20 protein-coding genes and 4 pseudogenes are annotated in these 21,253 nt (G+C 44.6%); 17 read left to right on the top strand and 7 right to left on the bottom strand.

Features of this window, described 5'->3' with window-relative positions; genetic code table 11:
* Positions 1-4 precede the first annotated feature (4 nt).
* From RCO25_RS21355 to RCO25_RS21335, 5 genes are all read right to left on the bottom strand, one after another.
* Entirely contained in the window at positions 5-823 is an 819-nt protein-coding gene (locus tag RCO25_RS21355) for an SPL family radical SAM protein (RefSeq protein WP_308998150.1), read from the bottom strand.
* 72 nt (positions 824-895) lie between these two features.
* Positions 896-1,609, bottom strand: a complete 714-nt coding sequence (locus RCO25_RS21350; RefSeq protein WP_308998149.1) for a 2OG-Fe(II) oxygenase — start codon at positions 1,607-1,609, stop codon at positions 896-898.
* Positions 1,602-2,150 (bottom strand): methylated-DNA--[protein]-cysteine S-methyltransferase, encoded by a 549-nt coding sequence (locus RCO25_RS21345; RefSeq protein WP_308998148.1) that lies wholly within the window; start codon positions 2,148-2,150, stop codon positions 1,602-1,604. Before RCO25_RS21345 ends, RCO25_RS21350 begins: the two co-directional genes overlap by 8 nt.
* 16 nt (positions 2,151-2,166) lie before the next feature.
* A complete protein-coding gene (locus RCO25_RS21340; RefSeq protein ID WP_308998147.1) occupies positions 2,167-2,793 on the bottom strand; it encodes a bifunctional transcriptional activator/DNA repair enzyme AdaA in 627 nt (208 codons plus the stop codon).
* A gap of 191 nt (positions 2,794-2,984) precedes the next feature.
* The gene (locus RCO25_RS21335) at positions 2,985-3,296 is read right to left on the bottom strand and encodes a TetR-like C-terminal domain-containing protein (RefSeq protein WP_308998146.1); all 312 of its coding nucleotides are present in this window, start codon (positions 3,294-3,296) and stop codon (positions 2,985-2,987) included.
* A gap of 63 nt (positions 3,297-3,359) precedes the next feature.
* Between RCO25_RS21335 and RCO25_RS35135 the strand changes: the two genes are divergently transcribed.
* Positions 3,360-3,653 carry a transposase gene (locus RCO25_RS35135; RefSeq protein ID WP_483874716.1) on the top strand — a complete coding sequence of 98 codons (294 nt, stop codon included), beginning with the start codon at positions 3,360-3,362 and terminating at the stop codon, positions 3,651-3,653.
* A gap of 176 nt (positions 3,654-3,829) precedes the next feature.
* Positions 3,830-4,042 (top strand): annotated as a pseudogene (locus RCO25_RS35130) (integrase core domain-containing protein); the annotation flags it as partial.
* A 267-nt stretch (positions 4,043-4,309) separates the two neighbouring features.
* Here RCO25_RS35130 and RCO25_RS21325 read toward each other — a convergent pair.
* Complete coding sequence (locus RCO25_RS21325; protein ID WP_308998145.1) at positions 4,310-6,067, bottom strand: glycosyl hydrolase family 28-related protein; 1,758 nt, start codon at positions 6,065-6,067, stop codon at positions 4,310-4,312.
* A 248-nt stretch (positions 6,068-6,315) separates the two neighbouring features.
* Here RCO25_RS21325 and RCO25_RS21320 point away from each other — a divergent pair.
* The 6 genes and pseudogenes from RCO25_RS21320 to RCO25_RS21295 all read left to right on the top strand — a co-directional run bounded on the left by RCO25_RS21320 (position 6,316) and on the right by RCO25_RS21295 (position 11,215).
* A pseudogene (locus RCO25_RS21320) lies at positions 6,316-6,798 on the top strand (SRPBCC family protein).
* Between the two features lie 601 nt (positions 6,799-7,399).
* Positions 7,400-7,936, top strand: a complete 537-nt coding sequence (locus RCO25_RS21315; protein ID WP_308998144.1) for an NADPH-dependent FMN reductase — start codon at positions 7,400-7,402, stop codon at positions 7,934-7,936.
* Between the two features lie 69 nt (positions 7,937-8,005).
* On the top strand, positions 8,006-8,203 hold the full coding sequence (locus RCO25_RS21310) for a hypothetical protein (RefSeq protein ID WP_308998143.1): 198 nt from the start codon (positions 8,006-8,008) through the stop codon (positions 8,201-8,203).
* Positions 8,146-8,562 carry a hypothetical protein gene (locus RCO25_RS34890; RefSeq protein WP_483874717.1) on the top strand — a complete coding sequence of 139 codons (417 nt, stop codon included), beginning with the start codon at positions 8,146-8,148 and terminating at the stop codon, positions 8,560-8,562. The genes RCO25_RS21310 and RCO25_RS34890 overlap by 58 nt, the downstream gene beginning before the upstream one ends.
* A 270-nt stretch (positions 8,563-8,832) precedes the next feature.
* A complete protein-coding gene (locus RCO25_RS21305) occupies positions 8,833-9,579 on the top strand; it encodes a class I SAM-dependent methyltransferase (RefSeq protein ID WP_308998142.1) in 747 nt (248 codons plus the stop codon).
* A gap of 732 nt (positions 9,580-10,311) precedes the next feature.
* Positions 10,312-11,215 (top strand): annotated as a pseudogene (locus tag RCO25_RS21295) (MFS transporter).
* Between the two features lie 40 nt (positions 11,216-11,255).
* On the opposite strand, the gene RCO25_RS21290 reads toward RCO25_RS21295, so the two are convergent.
* Positions 11,256-12,321 (bottom strand): IS630 family transposase gene (locus tag RCO25_RS21290; RefSeq protein WP_308998164.1). Its coding sequence is split into 2 segments (ribosomal slippage): positions 11,256-11,807 and positions 11,809-12,321, totalling 1,065 coding nucleotides; the frame shifts between segments, so codons are not numbered across the junction.
* 80 nt (positions 12,322-12,401) lie between these two features.
* Here RCO25_RS21290 and RCO25_RS21285 point away from each other — a divergent pair.
* The 9 genes and pseudogenes from RCO25_RS21285 to RCO25_RS21245 form a co-directional block, all read left to right on the top strand.
* Positions 12,402-12,890, top strand: a pseudogene (locus RCO25_RS21285) (CpsB/CapC family capsule biosynthesis tyrosine phosphatase); the annotation flags it as partial.
* A gap of 725 nt (positions 12,891-13,615) precedes the next feature.
* Positions 13,616-13,900, top strand: a complete 285-nt coding sequence (locus tag RCO25_RS21280) for a hypothetical protein (protein WP_308998141.1) — start codon at positions 13,616-13,618, stop codon at positions 13,898-13,900.
* A gap of 178 nt (positions 13,901-14,078) precedes the next feature.
* The gene (locus RCO25_RS21275) at positions 14,079-14,834 is read left to right on the top strand and encodes a YveK family protein (RefSeq protein ID WP_308998140.1); all 756 of its coding nucleotides are present in this window, start codon (positions 14,079-14,081) and stop codon (positions 14,832-14,834) included.
* Positions 14,815-15,507: a CpsD/CapB family tyrosine-protein kinase gene (locus tag RCO25_RS21270; protein WP_308998139.1), complete on the top strand. Its 693-nt coding sequence runs from the start codon at positions 14,815-14,817 to the stop codon at positions 15,505-15,507. The genes RCO25_RS21275 and RCO25_RS21270 overlap by 20 nt, the downstream gene beginning before the upstream one ends.
* Before the next feature lie 282 nt (positions 15,508-15,789).
* On the top strand, positions 15,790-16,695 hold the full coding sequence (gene galU, locus RCO25_RS21265; RefSeq protein WP_308998138.1) for a UTP--glucose-1-phosphate uridylyltransferase GalU: 906 nt from the start codon (positions 15,790-15,792) through the stop codon (positions 16,693-16,695).
* 2 nt (positions 16,696-16,697) lie between these two features.
* Complete coding sequence (locus RCO25_RS21260; RefSeq protein WP_308998137.1) at positions 16,698-17,363, top strand: sugar transferase; 666 nt, start codon at positions 16,698-16,700, stop codon at positions 17,361-17,363.
* Positions 17,364-17,375: 12 nt separating this feature from the next.
* Positions 17,376-18,632, top strand: coding sequence for a glycosyltransferase family 4 protein (locus RCO25_RS21255; RefSeq protein ID WP_308998136.1), 1,257 nt, complete (start codon positions 17,376-17,378; stop codon positions 18,630-18,632).
* Between the two features lie 23 nt (positions 18,633-18,655).
* Complete coding sequence (locus tag RCO25_RS21250; RefSeq protein WP_308998135.1) at positions 18,656-20,005, top strand: O-antigen ligase family protein; 1,350 nt, start codon at positions 18,656-18,658, stop codon at positions 20,003-20,005.
* The gene (locus RCO25_RS21245) at positions 20,002-21,252 is read left to right on the top strand and encodes a glycosyltransferase family 4 protein (protein ID WP_308998134.1); all 1,251 of its coding nucleotides are present in this window, start codon (positions 20,002-20,004) and stop codon (positions 21,250-21,252) included. The genes RCO25_RS21250 and RCO25_RS21245 overlap by 4 nt, the downstream gene beginning before the upstream one ends.
* Position 21,253 lies beyond the last annotated feature (1 nt).

Below are 21,253 nucleotides of genomic sequence, written 5' to 3'. Positions count from 1 at the left end.
GCGGCTAATGTTCAAAGCCCTGCTGGCTGATATAGATTTGCTCTGCGGAGAAAACACGCTTCATCCGTTCATAAACGATTTGATATGCGGAAGGATCATGCCATTCTTCAAGCCCCAGCGGCTCATACCATTTATGAATGCCCATTTGCTTGGTTCGTTTTCCGCTGCTGCCGTCGCCCATAAAATAATCATCAATGCAGATACGGTCAACAAGCGGCCGCAGCTTGTCCGGGAATGCCTCGCTGCTTGGCAGTACTGGAGCGATTGCGGCTTGCGCTTGAACGCCGGCCTCCTTCAATAATTGAAGAGTCTTAAGCCTGGCTTGAATCGGAGGGGCCTGCGGCGAAAAATGCTTTCGGATCTCATCGAGATCTGTCTCCACCGTCATGCTCACGCGGACCTTCTCCCCGAGCCGCAGCAAAAGATCGATATCTCTGCGGACAAGCGGGCTGCGCGTTTGCACGAGCAGAAAGTCGGGCGGATTCTGAGCCATGACCTCCAGCAAGGAGCGGGTAATCCTTTCCTTATGCTCAATAGGCTGGTAAGGATCGGTACTGGAGGACATAAAGATCGTGACGGGTCCTTTGGTGCGGGCTCTAAGCAGTTCCTTCCGAAAAACCTCCGCAGCATCCTTCTTGATATCAACCCAGGTCCCCCATTCTTTGTTCCTAAACAGTGAAACCGGCATTTTCCGGACATAGCAGTAGGAGCAGCCAAAAGCGCAGCCGGTATAAGGGTTCAGCGAATGGCTGTAGCCCGTCAGAAAACCGGTTCCCTTATTCAGAAGCGTCTTAGGCTGCTTGTATAAATACTCGGTTTTCATTTGGATACCTTCGTGTGAATAAGCTTTGCAATGATTGCCATGAGATAAACCTCCTTGAATGTGGGACTGCGTTTACGTGGCATCATGGAAAATAATGCCGAGACTGTACCTCGTACCTGAGGTAACGGTGCTTACGCCATGCCGAAGAGTCGTCTTGTAATAGCCGCGCGTACCTAAGACCGGACGGTGATGGGTGGGGAAAATAAGGCCTTCGCCTTGCTCAAGCGTAATGACATGTCCGCGGCTCTGCGCTCGCGGGCGCTGCTCGACGAGCAGAAATTCACCGCCCGTAAAGTCGGTCTCCTTCTGGTTCAATGCAAATACGACCTGAAACGGGAAGTACACTTTTCCATACAAATCCTGATGGAGGCAGTTATAGCCGCCGGCTTCGTATTTCAATATTAACGGGGTAGAACGCCTCTGTTCCTCGTTGTGGCAATGAGCCAGAAAATCATTGAAGGCCAGCGGATAAGCGGCTTCTTTACCTAATTGTTCAAGCCAGCGGTTAGCCGTGACTGCGAGATAGGGATATAAGCCTTCACGCAGCAGCTGCAGCATAGAGGGAAGCGGAGAGCTGTAATACTTATATTCTCCGATTCCGAACCGGTATCTCGCCATATTGACGGTGCTGCGGAAATGCGCTTCGTTCTTATAGGTGCCAATCATTTCTTGGCATTCCGAATGGTCTAATAAGACGGGAAGCTTCGCAAATCCTTGTTCTTCTAATGATTGCTGAAGCGCTGCGAAGTCGAGATTCGCGATACGTTGGTTGAGGCGCTCAAGCAAAGGATTCGACTCCTTCCCTGCTTACCGCTTCGCTCTCCAAATGCAGCAGCTTCTTTTTCATCTCCATGCCGCCGCGATAGCCGGTTAGGGAGCCGTTTTTCCCGATCACGCGGTGGCAGGGAATCGTAATGAGGATCGGATTTGCGCCGATCGCGGTGCCTACTGCACGGACCGCGGCCGGCCTTTGAATGAGATTGGCGATATCCGAATAGGATTTGGTTTGGCCATAAGGAATGTCGTTCAGCGCGCGCCATACTTTAAGCTGAAAGTCGGTGCCATGATAATCGAACGGGACGGTGAAGCTTGTGCGCTTGCCTTGAAAATATTCGATCAGCTCGTCTTTGTACGGCCGCAGCAGCTGGTCATTTTGAATCAAGACGCTGCCCGGAAGCTTTGTTTTCGCCCATAGAGCAAGCTCTTCCATCGATTGGTTTTGAGAGCCGGCGAAGCAAAGGCCCGCAGGGGTAGCGGCAAGGTGAATATTCCAATCTTCATGCGTTAAAAGCGTCCAATACAATTGGGGGATTGCCTTGTTTTCCATAGGATGAAGCCTCCGTTCATTTTATTGTTTGTTCTTTCCGAAAGCTTGCCGGCGTGTGTCCGGTTAATTTTTTGAAAAGGGTTATAAAATAAGGCGTATTGGCTAGGCCCACTTGAACACCAATATCTGAAACGGGATGATCCGAAGAAAGCAGCAGCTCCTTCGCTTTTTCAATCCTTTGCTGCTGGATATAGGCAACGGGGGTCATTTGCTTCAACTTCCTAAAAGTCCGATGCAGGTGGTAAGGGCTGCCGTGACAAATCTCAGCGAGCAGCTCTAAGGTTAGGGCCTTTCTATAGTTATGGTCGATATAGTCAGTCACGGAAGCGATCCATTCGTCATCGGGCAGCCGTTGGCCGGTTGGCTTACAGCGTTTGCATGGACGAAACCCGGCAGATTCCGCTTGCTCGGCCGTATCGAAGTAAGTGATATTATCGGGGTTCGGCGGTCTTGATTTACAGGATGGCCGGCAAAAAATTCCCGTTGTCTTGACGGCATAAAGAAATGTTTCATTATAGGAAGCATCGTTGCCGAGGACGGCATTCCACTTTTCCTCAAGCCCCAATTCTAAGGGCGTTGTATCTGCTGAGGATTGAGAAACAGAAAATGGCTGGTTCAGGTTGTGCTTGCTTTGATTTACCATGCTGGTTCACCTCCACCACTAGTATAACCCCGAAAGTGAACGTATGTACGCATTTGGGAATGGAATAGCAAGATAACGAAATTGATTAACGATTGTAATTTCCGTAAATTGGGAACGTGGAGATAAGTAACAGCGGCGGTTTAGGACAAGTTGATCCTTGAACCGCCGCTATTTATATTTTCGAAGCCAGATTAATATGTCGTCTTTATCGTCATTGTCATGTTTGAGGGACGGTGAAGCAATATCTTCACAAGCTGCTCTTGCATGTAAGCAGCAGAATGCGCAAAATCGCTCTCGATCCAGTGAAAGATGAGTCCAAGCAGCTCATGCAGCGTGTAGACGACAAGCAGTTCTTGATCTAAATCATGAGCTTCGTGGAGGAGTTCCTCCATAATGGTCTGCTTCAAGGATACGAACATTTTTTCCTTAAGTATGTGGAGCACGTCGCTTGTCGCCAGTGTGGTATAGATAGTGGCGTGTTGTGCGATATGATTGAAAATCATGACCCTGCCCGGAATAGATAGACACAGAGAAAACCTCTATAATAAATCATGGAGGGATACAACATGGGGCAACGAAAGAAATACGACAAGGAATATAAGGAACAGGTGGTATTACGTATCTTAGCCGAGGAAACAACGATTGGTGAAGTAGCTAAGGAGCTGGAAGTTCATTACACCACCATCCGAGACTGGGTGAAAACGTATAAATGTGATGGTGCAGGCGCATTCCCTGGCAGCGGGAACCTTAAAGCTGATGATGATGAGATGCGTAAATTACGTAAGCAGTTAGCAGATCTGAAAGAAGAGAATGAAATATTAAAAAAAGCGGCGGCCTACTTCGTGAAAAATCTGAAATAAATACGTTCAAGTTTATCTATGAACACCGCTTCGAGTTTCGGATTGCGAGGATGTGCCAGGCCCTTAATGTATCAAGAAGCGGCTATTATGCTTACATCAATCGTCCAGAAAGCAAGCGTAGTGTAGAGAATCGGGCGTTATTGAAAACGATCAGAGACATTCATACAAGCATCTGTAGCATGAGTCTTAAAGGTAACTGTTATGATAATGCTCCAATGGAATCTTTTTGGGGCAAGCTCAAGATGGAATGGCTAAATGATCGTACTTTTAAGACTCGGGCTGAAGCTAAGAAGGCCGTATTTGAATATATCGAACTATTTTATAACCGTCGGAGAACACATTCCTCCAACGATTATGTACCTCCATTCAAGTTAGGGGGAGCATTGTAGAGCATTAGACTAAAGGTCCAAAATGCGGGGGACAAAATCGTTAGCCTCCATGTGAAGGATCCGATTGCGACTAACAATATCGGCATCGACTTTTTTACAAAGGATAATGGAAGTAATGCGCCGGTGCTGACTGTAGTAACCAACTGATCAAGGAGAAGTGCCTGTTTCCTTTCGGAAACAGGCACTTTTTGCGTGCAGCTGTCCAGTTTATACCACACGTATTTCCGACTCTGACCGGGATCATCGTGGGCATCGAGCGAGAATATATTAACTCATTAAATCATACATCTGTTTTGGTGTAAAAGATGTGTAAGTCGCACTGAGTGCATGAATAAAAATGGATCCCGTCCCGTTCGAAGAACCGTCCGAAAATACGTATATTCGGGCTGAGTCACTTGATGACTGGAAAGGAATATAAAATTTAGCCGTGTATAATTTTTTCTCAAAGCCGCTTAATGGAAGTTTCGGCAAGCTTAACGTAGAAGATCCAGACATGGAAACAGTCACTCCACCATCCGGATTTCCGCTCGTCGAATACAAAATGGAAAGGTGCAAATAAACTCCTTTCACCATGTGCGACAGCGGGATGTCATAAGATTTATTCCAATCCATACTTAATGATACGATTTTATGATACGCGTAATCTTCAAAAATGACTTCTCCACGGTCATAACGCATAAAACCGTTAACCTTGCCGCCGAATACCGCTCCCTTTTGTTCCCCGGCAATTTGGATGTTCGCCTTATTCCGAACCGTCAGCTGCGCCGGTATTTCTTCCACGATCGTATCCGTATCGCAGGACGTTTGAATTTCGTGAGAAGCACACTGGGCCAAGTTGACCACATAATCGGCAAGGGAGGGAAATACATAATCCACATCGATTTTAATATTTTCATAGGTTTGATCTTCATCGAAAATCAATGAGGAGACAAATCCATTAACTACGACGTTTCCTTGGAATTTGAATTGGCAGTTCGGTATGGCTGCACGCTTGGCGATCACATATTGGGGACATAATTCACCCGATCGGTCGTTGCTTTGACTCTTCAGAAACGTATTTTGAATGATGTTCACATCCGAGAAGTCACCATACACCACCACAAAAGATTTATACAATTCCTTCATGTTCGTACCGTCGCCGGCTGAATTTTTGCCGCTGCCGCACCGGTTGAATTGATTGGCAGAAATGACAATTCCGCTATTTTTCTGCTTGATTTCAATAGCCGCTCCTCTAACTCTGTCAAAGAAATTGTTGGAGATTTGAATCATGCGGCAGGCATACATGGATATCGCGGCATCCCTGTCAATCCATTCGAACCGGCAGTTTGTCACCTGATTGGCAATCGCCTGTACCCAATCAAACGGTTTTGTTCCTACAAAGACACACTGATCCCATGAACTGTCAATGATTCTGCCTTCAAACAGCACGTCTGTATCATAAACCGTAAACGAGCAGTATCTGAATTTGTAATTATGATAGGCACCCTTCTTGTTGCCTGGTGCGCTGAGTACTCGACGAATCTCCTTAAAGCTGCATGAATCAAAAAGGACATATCTGGGACTGGATACACCGGCGACCAGATCAAAATTTTCAAAACATAAATTTGAAAATTGAGCCCTTTTTATGCTTCCTCCGATCAGTACATTATCCCCGGAACCATGCAGAACGGACCCCTTTTCGAAATCGTCATAATCGGTCTGTGACCAGTAGGATTTATTATTCGAAACACCTTCCATAATCAGATTGTCAAAATTATCGAGAGTTCCCTTGATGAGATACTTACCTGCGGGAACATATAGTTTATAACCTTTGGCTACACAATCGTTGATTGCTTTCTGGAATGCTGCCGTATCATCTTTAACTCCATTGCCGGCGGCTCCGTAATCTCTTACACTTACTCCTGTATTCGAGCTCTTGTCGGAAAGACGGTTAATAACACCCCCGCTCATAAAACTGAGGCCCATTGCTGCCATTCCCGCCAACAGCTTTCTCCGGCTGATTATGAACTTATTATTTCCCTCCATCTCTATCCTCCTAGTTTCTGCCCAATTACTATTAGCAAGATTATCTCTTATTCATACTGCTTCCACTTAAAAAATCTGTTCCTTTTCTAAAGTAATTGCCCCATCCCCGACTTTATTTTAATCATGTTATCATGAATCTAAGAGCTTTGCACCACGACCAGACCATTAAAGATGATCAGTTAATCAGTTGGCTGAGTCTTATGGTAATATAATAGCGTGAGTGAAAAATGATATCTAGGAGGATAAACATGCTAGCTGTCATACAACAAATTGAAAACGGATATATCGCCCGATTCGAGCGTCATTTGAAGCATTTCGTTGAAAAGGTATGGTCTTCGTTGACGGAGAACGATAAGCTGGCGAAATGGTTCTCCGAGCTTAGGGTCGACGACCTGCGCGAGGGCGGGATCATTAAGTTCGACATGCAGGATGGTACGTTTGAGGAACTTGAAATTATCGAGCTTAAAATGTATTCCGTATTGGAATATACATGGGGAGAAGACGTTGTTCGTTTTGAGCTGTATCCGGAACCGGAAGTCTGTCGTTTGGTTCTAATAGAAAAGATTAAGAAGATAACGAACCATACACCCAAGGATATTGCCGGCTGAGATGTATGTCTGGATGTAATCGAGGCACTTCTGGATAGCAGGACAATAGAGTCCCGGAAGGATATATGGAAAATAAAGCACGAGAAATACTTGCAAGTTATTGAAAATTTACCTCAAACATAAACACAACATAGCACAGCAGGCTGCCGACGTTTATTACGCGGCAGTCTTTGTTATTCGATCTAAAAAGAGAGGGTGCATTCTTTTGATTAATATAAAGGATTAGTGATAAAGCATATTGCAATTAAAACCGATTACCGCTGTAAGGGTACAGGCAGTGAAATGATAAATGAACTCATAAAAACGAAAAGAATCGTAAGAATAAAGGCGGAAACCGATAAAGATGCTGTTGGTTTGGTTTCTATAGAAAAAATGGTTTCTCGATAACGAGTTTGGGGGAAAAGTATCCGGGAGTCGAACGCTTCGATTGTACGCTTTCAGTCAGCAACGTTTCAACAGATTACTATTCCCTGTGAAAGAGGAGAAAATGAAGACTAATAAGGCTCTTTACCCAACCATCATAATTCTCTTAATTTTTATTTCCTTCATCCTTTTCATTTGGTTGCTGCAACAAAACAAATCTCTGTATGTTCAAATTGAAAAGGCAATTTTAAAATCAGATACGGACTACAGTGAATTATTGCATTTACATGCTGATAATCTCAATGGTTATAGATACATGCAATTAAATATTAAATCCACAGAAGAAGTGAGATGATGTTGAATGGATAAGGAAATTAAAATCTTGGCTATTTCGGGTAGTCTTCGTCAACAATCGTCAAATACATCATTATTGAATGCGATCATCGGATTAGCCCCGGAAAACATGAATTTTACCATCTATGGGGAGTTGGGCGACCTTCCACATTTTAACCCTGACATCGACGTTGACGAAGGACCTGATCCGGTCAGAGGACTTCGGACACAGCTTAAGGAAGCGGATGGTGTGCTTATATGTACACCGGAATATGGTAATGGCGTGCCTGGTGTGTTGAAAAACGCCTTGGATTGGCTCGTATCTACAACCGAGTTTATGAATAAACCAACAGTGGCAATCAGCGCCTCACCAACTCCAATGGGCGGTGATAAAGCCCATGCTTCACTGCTGCTTACCCTTAAAATGATCAATGCTGAAATTGTAGAAAGAGTGATCATACCGCACATCAATTTGAAACTGAATAAAGAGGGCGTTATAACGGATCCAGAACTAAAGAAGGAGTTATTATCCATGCTTGAGACGCTTGAGCAGGCTTGTTATTAAAGGAGGAATCAAATTGTCCTATAGTCGACAAGCTCACAAAAAAAGTAACTGTTAGTGAAGGGACAGCACATGAAAACCAATGTAGTTAATCAATTGTTCAAGCAAAAATACTGGATAAGATTTGAACTTGGAATAAGCGGCCTTGAGGAAAAAGCATACTTTAATGAAGTAATGGTTGTGATGTATATGGGGCGAGTAAAGAAAGCTTACTGCCATTGTATCACCAGTACCGAAGTTGGATCCTTGATTATAATCGGATACAAATAGACAATGTTTTTGAAGAAGGGCTCGCAGGTGTTTTCGAGACAGAGACAGAGCGGGCAACACGTCAATATGCCGATGAGCTAAAAGTGCAATCAACTAACATTAATCTTTATAGAAATAACACTTGTCATATTTCGCACATGCTCGAGATACCAAATGACCAATGCAAACGTTTCGAAGAGGAGATTGGGGAAACAGGATTCACGTTGAGGCTTCAAAGCAATGATCAGGATACTTCCGTTTACTACGTTATAAAGACCGAGGCGCTGGCGCTCATTGATTATCAGAGTGAGCTTATGAACGTATATTCTAAAAAATATGGAGGAGTATACCGCAGCTGGGAAATAGAAAGAGCGTTCTAGCATTCAATATCTTGAAGAAGGCAAAAGAACGGAGTTCGGGATGAACCGGAAAGCGACCTTCCAGCCGGATTAGCCAAGCCGGCACTGCGGGCGCTCGCTGGGGCTGGATACAAGAGGCTTGAGCAGTTTACCAAGGTCAGCGAAGCCGAGGTCAAAAAGCTGCATGGTTTGGGACCAAAAGCACTGGAGCAGATCCGTCGCGCCCTCGCCGCCAAGGGCCAATCTTTCGCTGACGGCTCTTGATGCGTAAACTTTGAGAGGGGGATTTGGATGCAGAAGGAAATGAGCGGAATAAATCGAAACAGCTGGAATAAAGACAGGTACCAAGCATGGCTTAATAAGTTTGGATCTATTGAACAGGAAGCTCAAAGGATCATTAGCGATCCAAGGAAGCGATTAAAGATCTTAGCCGACTACCTTGGCGATATAAGAGAAAAGCGAGTTATAAATCTTTTAGGCTCAAACGGGACAAAAGCAATTTCTGTGGCATTAATGGGAGCAAAGGAAGTTATGGTTGTAGATATAGCAGAGGAAAATGCAAGATTCGGGTATGATCTGGCGGGTGCCTGCAATGTTAAAATCGATTATATTGTTACTGATATAATGGATTTGGCTCCGGAAGAGTTAGGGGAATTCGATATTGTCTTTTTCGAAATGGGCGTACTTCATTACATATATGATATTAATAAATTATTTGAAATAGCGTATCGGTTGCTTAGTAAAGGGGGAAGGTTCGTACTTAGAGAATATCACCCCGTCATTTGGAAGCTGCTAAAACCGGAAAATGGCCGGTATGTAGCCAGTGGAAATTACTTTGATCAGTCAGTTATCGGCGAAGAAATGAAAGTAAGACGGTGGAATTTAGGGGAAGTTGTGACTGCTATCATCAATGCGGGTTTCACTATTAAAGCTCTGCATGAAGAATCAGGGCAAATAAAACAATGGGTGTTCAAAGATATGCCGGAGGGGACTGAAGATAAGGTCCCTGGAATCTACGCAGTTATTGCTTCAAAATAATAAAACCAATCGATGGAACAACGGACTTCATAAGTCCTGACGCAATTGATAATTTAAAAGAAGCGGTTAATCTTTATTATGAATTGAGCCATCCCTCCCTAATTGAATTAATCAATTATTTTGAGGTTAATTCGGGGTACGCGGCAATATTCAAATGGTTTGAAGGAGAATCTCTTCATCCGCATTGGTCTTTTCCACCCCCTGCTAAGTACAATCATCCAGAATCCCCGTATTACCGTTACAAACAATTGACACTGGCAAAAAGATTGGTTTCATTAGACAGTATTTATTCTTTCCATGCGTATGGGGATCGTCCCGATTTATGTCACCAGAGGAATTTATGTTGGGTATTAAAGGGAATTCCTACCGTTAATATGCATTGAATTCATTACAGATACATCTTACTGGAAAATCTCCTTCTAAATAGGTGGTTTTCTTGATCATTGACCGAATCGGATTAAATTAACATGAGGATTTCCATTTATTTGATTTCGTTATCGATAATTTAGAATATTTAGCTGGAGGAATTCCTGTTATAGGAGGCGAACCCCGGGGTTCGCCAAACAATATTTCAAACCACTTCATACGGAGTGGTTTTCTTCTTTTATATAGAATGATTTTTTTCTAGTTATGTAAGGCAAAAGGCAAAATAGGACAAGATGTTCCTATATCAGAAAAAGGAGATTTAAACATGGATAAAGCAACTATTTTGCGTGATCCAAAAAACGCAAATTGCTTTTCAGCGCGGGAATCAACTGGTTGTTCGACGCGATGGACGTAGGGATCATATCGTTTATCGTAGCCGCCTTAGCTGTTGAATGGAATTTGGGAGCACAGCAGATTGGACTGCTGGCAGCCATTAATTCGATCGGCATGGCCGTCGGTGCGGCAGTAGCTCGCTTGCCGACCGTTACGGACGCCGGGCGTTACTGCTTGGCACGCCTTTGGCTGGAGGGCCGCTTTTATTATCGGTGCGTTGCCGGCTTTGTATGCTTTATACCTCAGACGAGCCATTCAAGATTCCCCCAGGTTTACCGGGCAGCCTAGCCAGAAGCTGTCATTCGGAGAACGTGCAGCAGCTGTGTGGTCAGCTAAACACCGCAGATCCACCTTAACGCTTTGGATTTTATGGTTCACTGTAGTATTTTCCTACTATGGAATGTTTCTCTGGCTTCCGACCGTAATGGTTCTTAAAGGGTTCGATCTAGTAAAAAGCTTTTAATATGTCTTAATCATGACCTTGGCTCAGCTGCCTGGATATTTTACCGCCGCTTATTTTATCGAGAAATTCGGCCGCAAGTTTGTGCTCATCACTTATTTACTGCTGACGGCAGCAAGCGCATTATGGTTCGGTAATGCCGAAACGGAAGGTATGCTGATAGCGGCACGCATTTGCTTATCCTTTTTTAACCTTGGCAATTGGGGGGCTATGTATGCTTACACGCCAGAGTTGTATCCGACCGGGGTTCGCTCTACCGGTGTTGGACTTGCGGCTTCCTTCGGACGTATTGGGGGCATAATCGGTCCATACCTTGTAGGCTTGTTGGTGGCGAAAGAGGTAACAAACACAACAATCTTCACCGTATTCTTCGTTGCGATTGTCATCGGGGCACTTGCTTTGCTATTCTTCGGCTAGGCGGGAATAGCTTCCTTTAGCTGCATCTATATAAGTTGAACTAATGATTTACTATTTGTCCCGATTCCATCCGAACGCAGAGTCGATCAATGATCTTCATAGGATCGAGCATGATATTGTCCATAAAGGCTCGAACGTTCTTGCGGATGTCATCGACAGTGTGATAGAACACGTTATTAATTACATCGGATTTCAACCACTTCCAAAGCCCTTCTACAATATTGAGTTGCGGGCTGTAAGGAGGCAAAAATACAAAGCTCATGCGGGTATTCTCTTCCAATAAGGGTTGCAACAGTTTGGCGTGATGGATGCGGGCATTATCTAAAACCATCACTATTTTCCCGGTAGGATAGACCTCCAGAATTTGCTTGAGGAATTTTAAAAACGTTTCAGCAGTGTACTCTTCATCTTCACGCCAAACGATCTTCCCAGTCACATAGTCAACCGTGGATAGCAATTTCACACCGCGATGCTTACCTGTTGTTTGAATAATGCGCTGCTGTCCTTTGGCAAACCAAGTTCGCTGCAAGGCTTGATAATCACGGATCATGCTTTCATCTTCAAACAATAAGTGATCAATTTCGCCATTATCATAATTTTTTTAACCCTGGAAAGGTTTCTTCGACAAATTCTCTTTGCTTTTCTTCGTCAGCAGCTTCTAAGGTGTACGTTGGTTTCGTATAGCTCATGCCCATCCGGTGCATGAGTTTGGATACACCGCGAATCGAATAGGTATGCCCGAATTCACGGAGAATATACGACGCAATGATATCCAGAGTCCAGTTGAATTTTGCTGTAAAGCCCACTTCATGGGGCACATGATCGATAATGGTTTGTTTGAGCTGGGTTTGCTGGTCCTTGGTTAAACGCGTGGGCTTTCCTGTCGAGTGATTCATGATTAAACCGTTTAATCCGCGCTCTTTGTAAGCGTCAATATAAGCTTTGATTGTTTTGCTCGTTCGACCAAGAATGAATGCAATCTGACTGACCGACTGTCCAATCAGGTAGAGGCGAATGGTTTGGTAACGTTCAAACATCCGACGATCTTTTGTTTGTTTGATTCTTTTCTCGACTGCTTGTAGCTCTGTTTCTTTATTCTCCAAGATATATCACCCGTTCGAATGAGATTTGATATTCTCATTCGACGTCCGATCTTGGAAAATCCTTCTAAGAAGTTTGTAAGTTCAACTTATATAGCTATGTTCTAATAGAGATGCCATCCTCTCATATACCGAGAGAAATGTATGAACTGATTCATGAGCTCTATGTGATGCAGCTGAGACCCGTTATTGCTCATCCTGAACGTAATGCGGAAATTGTGAAGCACCCGGAGCGGCTGGCTGATCTTATTCGGGAGGGAGCCTTCGCGCAAGTAACAACCCATTCGTTACTTGGCGGCTTTGGCAGGCGCATCGAACAAACAGCATGGTCGCTTTGCAGCAGCGGCCTCATTCACATCGTTTCGTCGGACGCGCATCATCTGGAGCGCAGAGGATTTCGGCTGCGCGAGGTCTATGATGCTATCCATGAGAGTATGGGAGAGGCGTGGGAGAGTTTTTTTCTAAACAATGCGCAGTGTGTAGTCGGAAATAAGACTTTCGGCAGGATGCCTGTCGAAGCGCTTTCATCCCTGGGGGTATGGAGTCGTCTATTTTCCTATTTTCAAAATAAGTAATGCGTGGAAGAGAAGCTAAAATGACTTTTTTTGAACATCAATAAGGAAATATCTGGAAACAAGCAGATCCGTTTTTTGCGGAAATGCTTGTTTTTTTATTACATAGAGATAAAAAAGACGTTTCCATGTACAAAAATGATCATGAAACAAGCAAATGCGAATGTTGTCGAATGGTGTTTTTGGGTCCTACTTTTCTAGGACACTGGTCAATAGTCCCTTATTTTATAAAAAATAGAGCGTAATTATTAATGAAATTTGAATGAAAGACATAGTGATGAACAGTCAAAAACCTTTATTTTACAAGGAAAAGAGTTAGTTTAACTATATACTGAATGAGTCTGAAGAAGGAATATTTGTAAACATACATAAAGCGCTTCCAAATGACAAATTCATCTATTCAGGCACTAATAATGAGAAAAGTTAAAATTAACTAATTCGATAAATTAGGAGTCCGTGCTTATGAAAACCATTTTGAAAATGAGCAGGAATGTCTAACCGACAACATGTCTTTATTCCCTCAAGAATATCAAAAATCTGTGTCATACTTAGATTCACGGTGGAAGCAAGGCTAACATGACTCCTGAAACCAGTTAGGAGAAAAATCAAATGCTATAGCAAAAATTATATTTTACTAATATTAAAACCTTTTAATGAAGCTTGTGTTATTTGTCGATTTGTAGCAATCTTAAGTGAACGAGAGGGTTGAAAAATGGAGGGTGTCAAAGATGAATGTTTCGAATGTGAAGCAGAAGCGAGTACGGCTGAAGCAATTTTTGAAAATACTATCTGAAGATCCTTCTCTAATGAATCAGGAGAGACAAGAGGATTCGAGATCGTTAGCTGAGCTTCTTATGGTTACTGGATATACGCCAAGGAACGAACCCGTTGACATGGCTGAACTTGTATCGCTGTTGCTCAAGAAGGTGGGACATGAGGCTTGCTCGGAAGATATGATGGAGCACGTCATGAATGGCGGAACGGTCGATGAGTTTATGAATATAAGTAAATAAGCAGTTACATAGCAGAGTTACATAAACATGATTGGAAGCATCGGACTGGGTGCTTCTCTGAATTAACCGTGCCCAAAAGTTCGCGTTTTGAATAACTTAAAAACATTAGTATTCACTAGGAATAACTTATCACAAACATAAACGACAAGATGACTTAACTAGTAACGGAGGAACCAAGTTGGAATTAAAACGATATTGGATGATCATCAAAAGAAGACTTTTATGGATTGCTTTAATTATTTCAGTAAGTTGTCTGACCATCGGCATTTACTCCTTCAACTTCATCGAACCGCAGTATCAAGCTTCCGCTACACTAATCGTCAACGACTACAAGGGCAGCAGCTCGATGCAACCAAGCATAGACGTAGGCTCCATTAACTCCACGATCGGACTCATCAAAACCTACAAAGAAATCATTAAAACGCCACGTATGATGAAAAAAGTCATCAATGAGTATCCGGAGCTTGCTAAGACGTACGGAGAGCTCGCTGGCAAGGTAACCGTCAGCTCGGTTAATGAAACGCAGATCATGACCATAACCGCCCGGGAAGACTCCTATGAGAAGGCAGCCAATATCGCCAACGCCGTTGCGATCGTTTTTCAAAAATCGGTTCCTGAGCTGATGAAGGTTGACAATGTTTCCGTCTTGGACCAAGCCGATCCGAAAGAGACGCATGGCCCGATGGCTCCGAATCCGATTATGAATATTGCCGTCGCACTCATACTGTCTTTAATGGCGGGCGTAGGCATTTCCTTCCTTCTGGAATATTTGGATGACACGATCAAGAACGAAGAAGACATCGAGATGCTGCTGGGGGTTCCGGTACTGACATCGATTCCGAAGTTTAAAGAGAGTGATGCCATAGATCGGGGCAGCAAAGCCAAGCTAACACCAAGAGCCGGGAGGGGAAGCAATGTCTCGCTTGATACGTAAATGGAACCTTATTGCGGAAAGAAACCCAAATTCGCCAATATCCGAAGGTTATCGGATGCTGCGGACCAACATCGAGTTTTCGACGATCGACCATAAACTGCAGATCATTATGGTCACCTCATCCCAACCGGGCGAAGGGAAAAGCATAACATGCGCCAATATGGCGGTTTCTTTCGCTCATGCAAACAAACGGGTGCTGGTGATCGATGCGGATTTGCGAAAACCGGCGCAGCATCACATTTTTGGACTATCCAACCATAAAGGCTTGACGTCCGCCTTGTTCCATCAACAAGAGCTGAAGGATGTCATCCAGCATTCGAATACGGAGAATCTGTCGGTCATTGCCGCAGGCCCGAATCCGCCTAATCCATCAGAGCTGCTATCGTCGGATCATATGGGGGCGCTGCTTGAGAAGTTGAGGGAAACCTATGACGTGATCATCATCGATACACCGTCGATCATGTCCGTAACGGACGCTCAAATCGTTGCGACCCAAAGCGATGGCGTCGTTCTTGTCATCGATTCGGGAAAAGTGAAAAAAGAAGTTGCGCTCAAGGCGAAGACCTCTCTCGAGCATGTGCAAGCCAATCTTATCGGCGTTGTTCTCAATAACATTAACCGAAATCATTCGGATTCCTATTCCTACTATTACGGAGCTAGCAACGAGGCTTAACGTCATTATACCGAATAATAGCTAGTTGGTTTGGAAGGTAATGCCTCCTGCACCTCTATCACCGGAGGCACTCGGTCATGCTGTGGGTCAAAGGACCTTAGACGTTTATCGTCAAGGGCGTGACGTGAGGAAGGGTTAAATGCCCTAGCAATCTTTATTTTACCTCGGGTTTTTTTCTAAAAATCCGAGCTATGCTCTCAGACAAGGAAAGCATAGCTCGCATTTTTAGCATCTCGGTACAATGCGAATAAAAAAAATATAAATAGGATAGGGTGAAATCAAATGAAAAAAGTGAGAAAAGCCATTATTCCTGCTGCAGGACTTGGTACCCGGTTTTTGCCGGCGACGAAAGCGATGCCGAAAGAAATGCTTCCAATCGTTGATAAGCCCACCATTCAGTACATCGTAGAGGAAGCCATTGAATCAGGGGTAGAAGACATCATCGTTGTGACTGGTAAAGGTAAACGTGCGATCGAAGATCACTTTGATATTGCGTTTGAGCTGGAATATACCTTAGAGAGTAAAGGAAAGCTTGATATTTTAGAAAAAGTAAGAAAATCTTCCAATGTAAATCTTCATTATATAAGGCAAAAAGAAGCGAGAGGGCTCGGGCACGCCGTATGGTGCGCACGCAATTTTATCGGAGACGAACCGTTCGCTGTTCTGCTTGGCGATGATATCGTAGAAGCCGAAGTGCCTTGCATCAGGCAGCTGATCGAGCAGTATGAGCGTACCGGACGTTCGGTCATCGGCGTTCAAACCGTCAGTGCGGATCAGACAGACCGGTACGGGATTGTCGATCCTGGCGAGAAGATGGACCGTCTGTATCAAGTGAACCGTTTTGTGGAGAAGCCGCCTCTAGGACAGGCTCCATCCAACTTGGCCATTATGGGCCGATATATTCTGACCCCGGATATATTCGATTATTTAGGGGAGCAAGAGATTGGCGCAGGCGGAGAAATTCAGCTGACCGATGCGATTCAAAAGCTCAATATGGATAAAGGTGTTTACGCTTATGACTTCCAAGGCAAGCGCTATGATGTGGGTGAAACACACGGCTTTATTATGACAACGGTCGATTTTGCGCTCCGGAATAACGAACTTCGACACAAGCTCATGAGCGAGCTTGGAGAATTGTTGGAACGGGAGCATGTGAAACAGCAATTAATAGGCATAGGGGGTGAATAACCATGATGAATCCGCAATATCGCGATGAAGTGGTATTGAACACTCCTAATGACTATAGGTTTTCCCTGAATTCGGTGTTCAAACGTACCATTGATGTAACCGGTTCGCTGTTTGGATTGATTCTGTTAAGTCCGCTGTTTGTTATCATTGCTATTTTGATTAAATTTGAGGATCCGAAAGGCTCCGTATTATTCTATCAAACAAGGATCGGCAAGAACGAGAAGCCGTTCCGGATGTATAAATTCCGCTCCATGGTTAGCAATGCGGAAGAAAAGCTTAAATATCTGCTCGCTCAGAATGAAATTGAAGGCGCTATGTTCAAGATGAAGAACGATCCGCGCATTACTAAAATCGGGAAGTTCATACGGAAAACAAGCATTGATGAGCTCCCGCAGCTGATCAACGTGCTCCGGGGCGAAATGTCCTTGGTTGGCCCAAGACCTCCTCTTGTAAGGGAAGTTGCGGAGTATACAGATTACGACAAGCTGCGTTTAACGGTTAAACCTGGTTGTACAGGACTTTGGCAGGTAAGCGGCCGTAATGAATTAAGTTTTAAAGAAATGGTTGAGCTGGACTTGAAGTACATCCAAAATCGGAGCGTTGGGTTTGACTTGAAAATCATATTCAAGACATTCAAAGTGCTCCTTGGGGCAAAAGATGCTTTCTAAGGCGGAAAATGAATGAAAAAGATGATGTTTATTACGAACAGGCTGCCATTTCCAAATACGGACGGCAGAAAAAATCTGCTTCAGCAATACATTGGGCAAATCAAAGATATTTATCCTGAATGCCAGATTGTGAACTTGTCATTTGTTGATGACAAGAAGTATCTGAAGGATCAGCCGGATGCGATTTCTCGCCTGGTGAGTCTGGAATTGCCGGGTATGGCCGAGAAGCTGTTCAATGTGCTGGTCTATTCCTTGCTCATGCAAAGGTGGCCGCTGCAAGTATCCGTTTATTACTCCCGGAGAACGCATCGGCTGATCAAAGAAAAGATCGAGGAAGAGCAGCCGGAATTCATCTTTTACGATATGGTGCGCGTAGCGGAATACCGTTCGGACGGAACCTCGCAAAAGGTGCTCAGCTACGATGATCTGCTGTCATTGCGTTATGAACGGCAGTTGCAGTGGTTTCAGTACATTCCGTCCATATTCGGCGGCTTCTCGGACAAGCTCCCATCCGGCATCAAGCGGTTTGCAAATTTGAAGTTCATTCAAAAATGGCTTGTCGCTTTCGAAAGCAAGCTGCTGCACAAGTACGAGAAAAGCGCAGCCCAAAATTTCGAACATCTTATCTTTACTTCTCCCAAAGAAGCGGAGAGCTTCCGGCAAATTGTCAGTCATCGCTCTTGTCTCGGCATCCCGATGAGATTCGACCCGGATAGGAAAATGACGGGGAATCCAAGGTTGTACGACAGGAACAAGATCGTCTTTGTAGGGAAAATGGACATCCCTCACAATAGCTCCGCCGTCGTTTATTTCTGTGAGCAGATATGGCCCAAGATAAAACAGCAGGCACCGAAAGCAAAGTTCTATATCGTCGGTAAAAGCCCGACTGCCGAAGTGCTTAAGCTGCAGGAGACCTATCCTGACATTATCGTAACCGGGGAAGTGGATAACGTTAAGCGGGTCGTAAGCGATGCCGCTCTAATGATCGCTCCGCTGCTTTTTGGCACAGGAATTAAAACGAAGATCGTCGAGGCGATGTCTTGGGGAGTACCGGTCGTAACCAATCCGATCGGCAGTGAAGGCATCAATGCAATTAATCATGAGGATCTGTTCGTCTGTGAAACGGATGAGGAGATGGTACAAAATGTACTCCTATTATTGGACAACGATGAGATAAACGAAAAAGTATCGCGCAATTCGATCCGTTACGTGACCCATCATTTCAGCAGCTCCGTGACCCGTAAAAATCTGGAGTTGATTCTATCGTAGGGCAATTGCGCAAAGAGCAGGTGTTGGTTATTCGAAATCTTGTTATTGCGCTATTTATGTTATCCCTGATGCTTTTGACGTACGACAGCTTGCCATATATACCATTCTCGGTCTATAGGCCTGTATCCATGTTTCCGATGTTCCTTGCTTCCGTCCTCCTCTTGTTTACCGACTTCAGGTTCAAGAAGGGGGATGCATTCTTTCTCATCTTCGTGATGTACAGCATTGGGCATTCCTTGCTTGTGGCAACGAGAAACGGTGATATCGCCAGCAGTGCGTCGCATATTATCACGCTTCTGTTTGGTCTGTCTATGTACCGGGTAACGGTATATGTCGCTGAACAAGCGAAAGAAGATCCGGAGATTAGAAGCGGCATCGCTAAAAGTATTGCTATAGCCTTTATTCCTCCGCTTGCAGCCGGTTTTCTGCAGCTAGTCGATGCATTTTTCATCCGCAACGGATTTTCCGGAGCCTTTACGGGACTATTCGCGGATAAAGTGTACCTCCGGAGAATTCAGATGCTGTCGGGCGAGCCTTCATGGGCGGCGATCCATATGCTGAGCGGCGGGCTAATCATGTTCTTCTTGTATAAACAGGGATTCCGAAAGCAGATGCATCTGCTTATCGCTGTTGTGCTGCTTATGGTACTTTCCTTCTCCGCTTACGCTTACACCGTGCTTCTGACTGCGCTGGTTATTTATGTACTGGTAACGAACAAGAATAGGGGACGGATGCTGGTCGTTCTGTCAGTCTGCGCCTTTGTTGTTGTTGTAGGCGTGCCTTATCTGATCGAAACGTTCAAGGTAAGCGGCTATTTTACGCAGCGGTTTCAGTTCGATTTCAAACAATTAATAAATAATGATAATTCATTTTTTATCAGGCTGGTGTTTCCGGCCATCGGTTTTTTAGAATTTGCCAGACATCCGATTTTTGGAGTAGGCGGCGGCTTTTATTATACGGAATTTGCCTCCCTCCTACAGCAGTATTTCAGCAGCGGATTGAAATTCAGTGAAGTGCACGATCTGGTATTTATTAATCCCTATGACGCAACGTCAAGAAATATGGTGTCGAAGGTGTTCGCTGAGGAAGGCCTTATCGGGGTTATCCTTTTTGGAGGATTTCTGGTTTCGATTTTTCGCAGCTGTGGGGCAAATTCGTATTCGAAATTCGCTTTTGCGTTATGCATCGCACTCGTAATGAATTTTGATTCATATGCTTTTCTGGATTTCTGGTTGTTGTTCGGGTTCATCCGCGGGGGGGGGTTCGAAACGGAAGCCATACGTACCGGAATGCCTGTGCGTATGCCCGTTAGGGGTAAAGGTCCGATAATTCCCGCTAGACCCATCTATAGCGAATGGAGACGAAAGGCATGAAGATCGTTATTGTAAATAGTTTGTACAGCCCTCATATTATTGGCGGTGCGGAAATATCGACTCAAATCTTAGCCGAAACACTTAATACAGTAGCTGATGTGCACGTGCTTACGACTGGAGGGCAAAAGAGAAACGCCGGTATAACGTCTGAGTTGATTAATGGGGTTACGGTTCATCGTGTTCCTTACAACAATTTGTATTGGATCGGCGATTCGGAAAACCACGGCACGCTGCATAAGGTGGCTCGCAGACTTCTCGATTTTTATAATCCTGTGCAAATCGCGACTGTGACGAAGCTATTGAAGGAAATCAAACCTGATTTGGTTCATACTCAGAATTTGTCCGGTTTCGGGGCTGGGATATGGACTGCTTTCTTCAAAGCGGGTGTACCGATCGTTCATACATTAAGAGATTACTCGCTCATCTCGCCTGTCAGCTCGCCGATATCCAATCCACTAATTGCGGGGTTATACAAGCTGACTTCTCTTGGATTCAGCAAACGGGTATCCGCGGTTGTCGGTATATCTTCGCATATTTTAAAGCGTCATACGGAAGCGGCGGGATTGTTTCCGAATGCTCAAAAGCTGGTCATTCCGAACGTAGTGGATGGCGACATCGCCGCGGGAGAGAAAGATTTCGAGCGTAAGGCGCTGCGTATTGGCTATTTCGGCAGAATCGAACCGGAGAAGGGTGTTCGTGAAATAATCGATGCTGTCCGCTCGTTACCGAAAGAGATGGTTGAGCGGCTATATGTATGCGGGGAAGGCAAGCTGAAAGAGGAGCTTTCGGAATCGTGCCGGAATGACGGCCGCATCGTGTTCACCGGTAAAGTGAAGCCGAAAGAGGCGCGGGAGCTTATGGCCCAGGTAGATGTCACAGTGGTTCCCTCTATTTGGGAAGAGCCTTTCGGGCGGGTCATCATCGAATCCTATCAAGTCGGCACGCTCGTATACGCCTCTGCAGTAGGAGGAATTCCGGACGTCGTATTGAATCGCAGTCATCTGTTTGCACCGGGAAGTTCAGGAGCGATTCAAGATAAGTTAAAGGAATATTATTCCTTCTCGGCTGAAGAAAAACGAACGATTCAAAGACAATGTCTGGAACATAGCCGCAATTTCACCAAACAATCGCAACTTGAACGGTATTCGGAATTATATAAATCGGTACTGACTCAGGTAACCGGTACTGCACAATCGGAGAAGACTTTTTCAAATAGAAAAAAAATAAAGGCCGATGTGGGAAGGTAGT

Origin of the sequence: Paenibacillus sp. LHD-38 (assembly GCF_031157315.1) — a bacterium.
Classification (GTDB): Bacteria; Bacillota; Bacilli; order Paenibacillales; family Paenibacillaceae; genus Pristimantibacillus.
The sequence above is the reverse complement of the archived record's forward strand: the minus strand, read 5'-3'. Positions and strand labels throughout refer to the sequence as shown.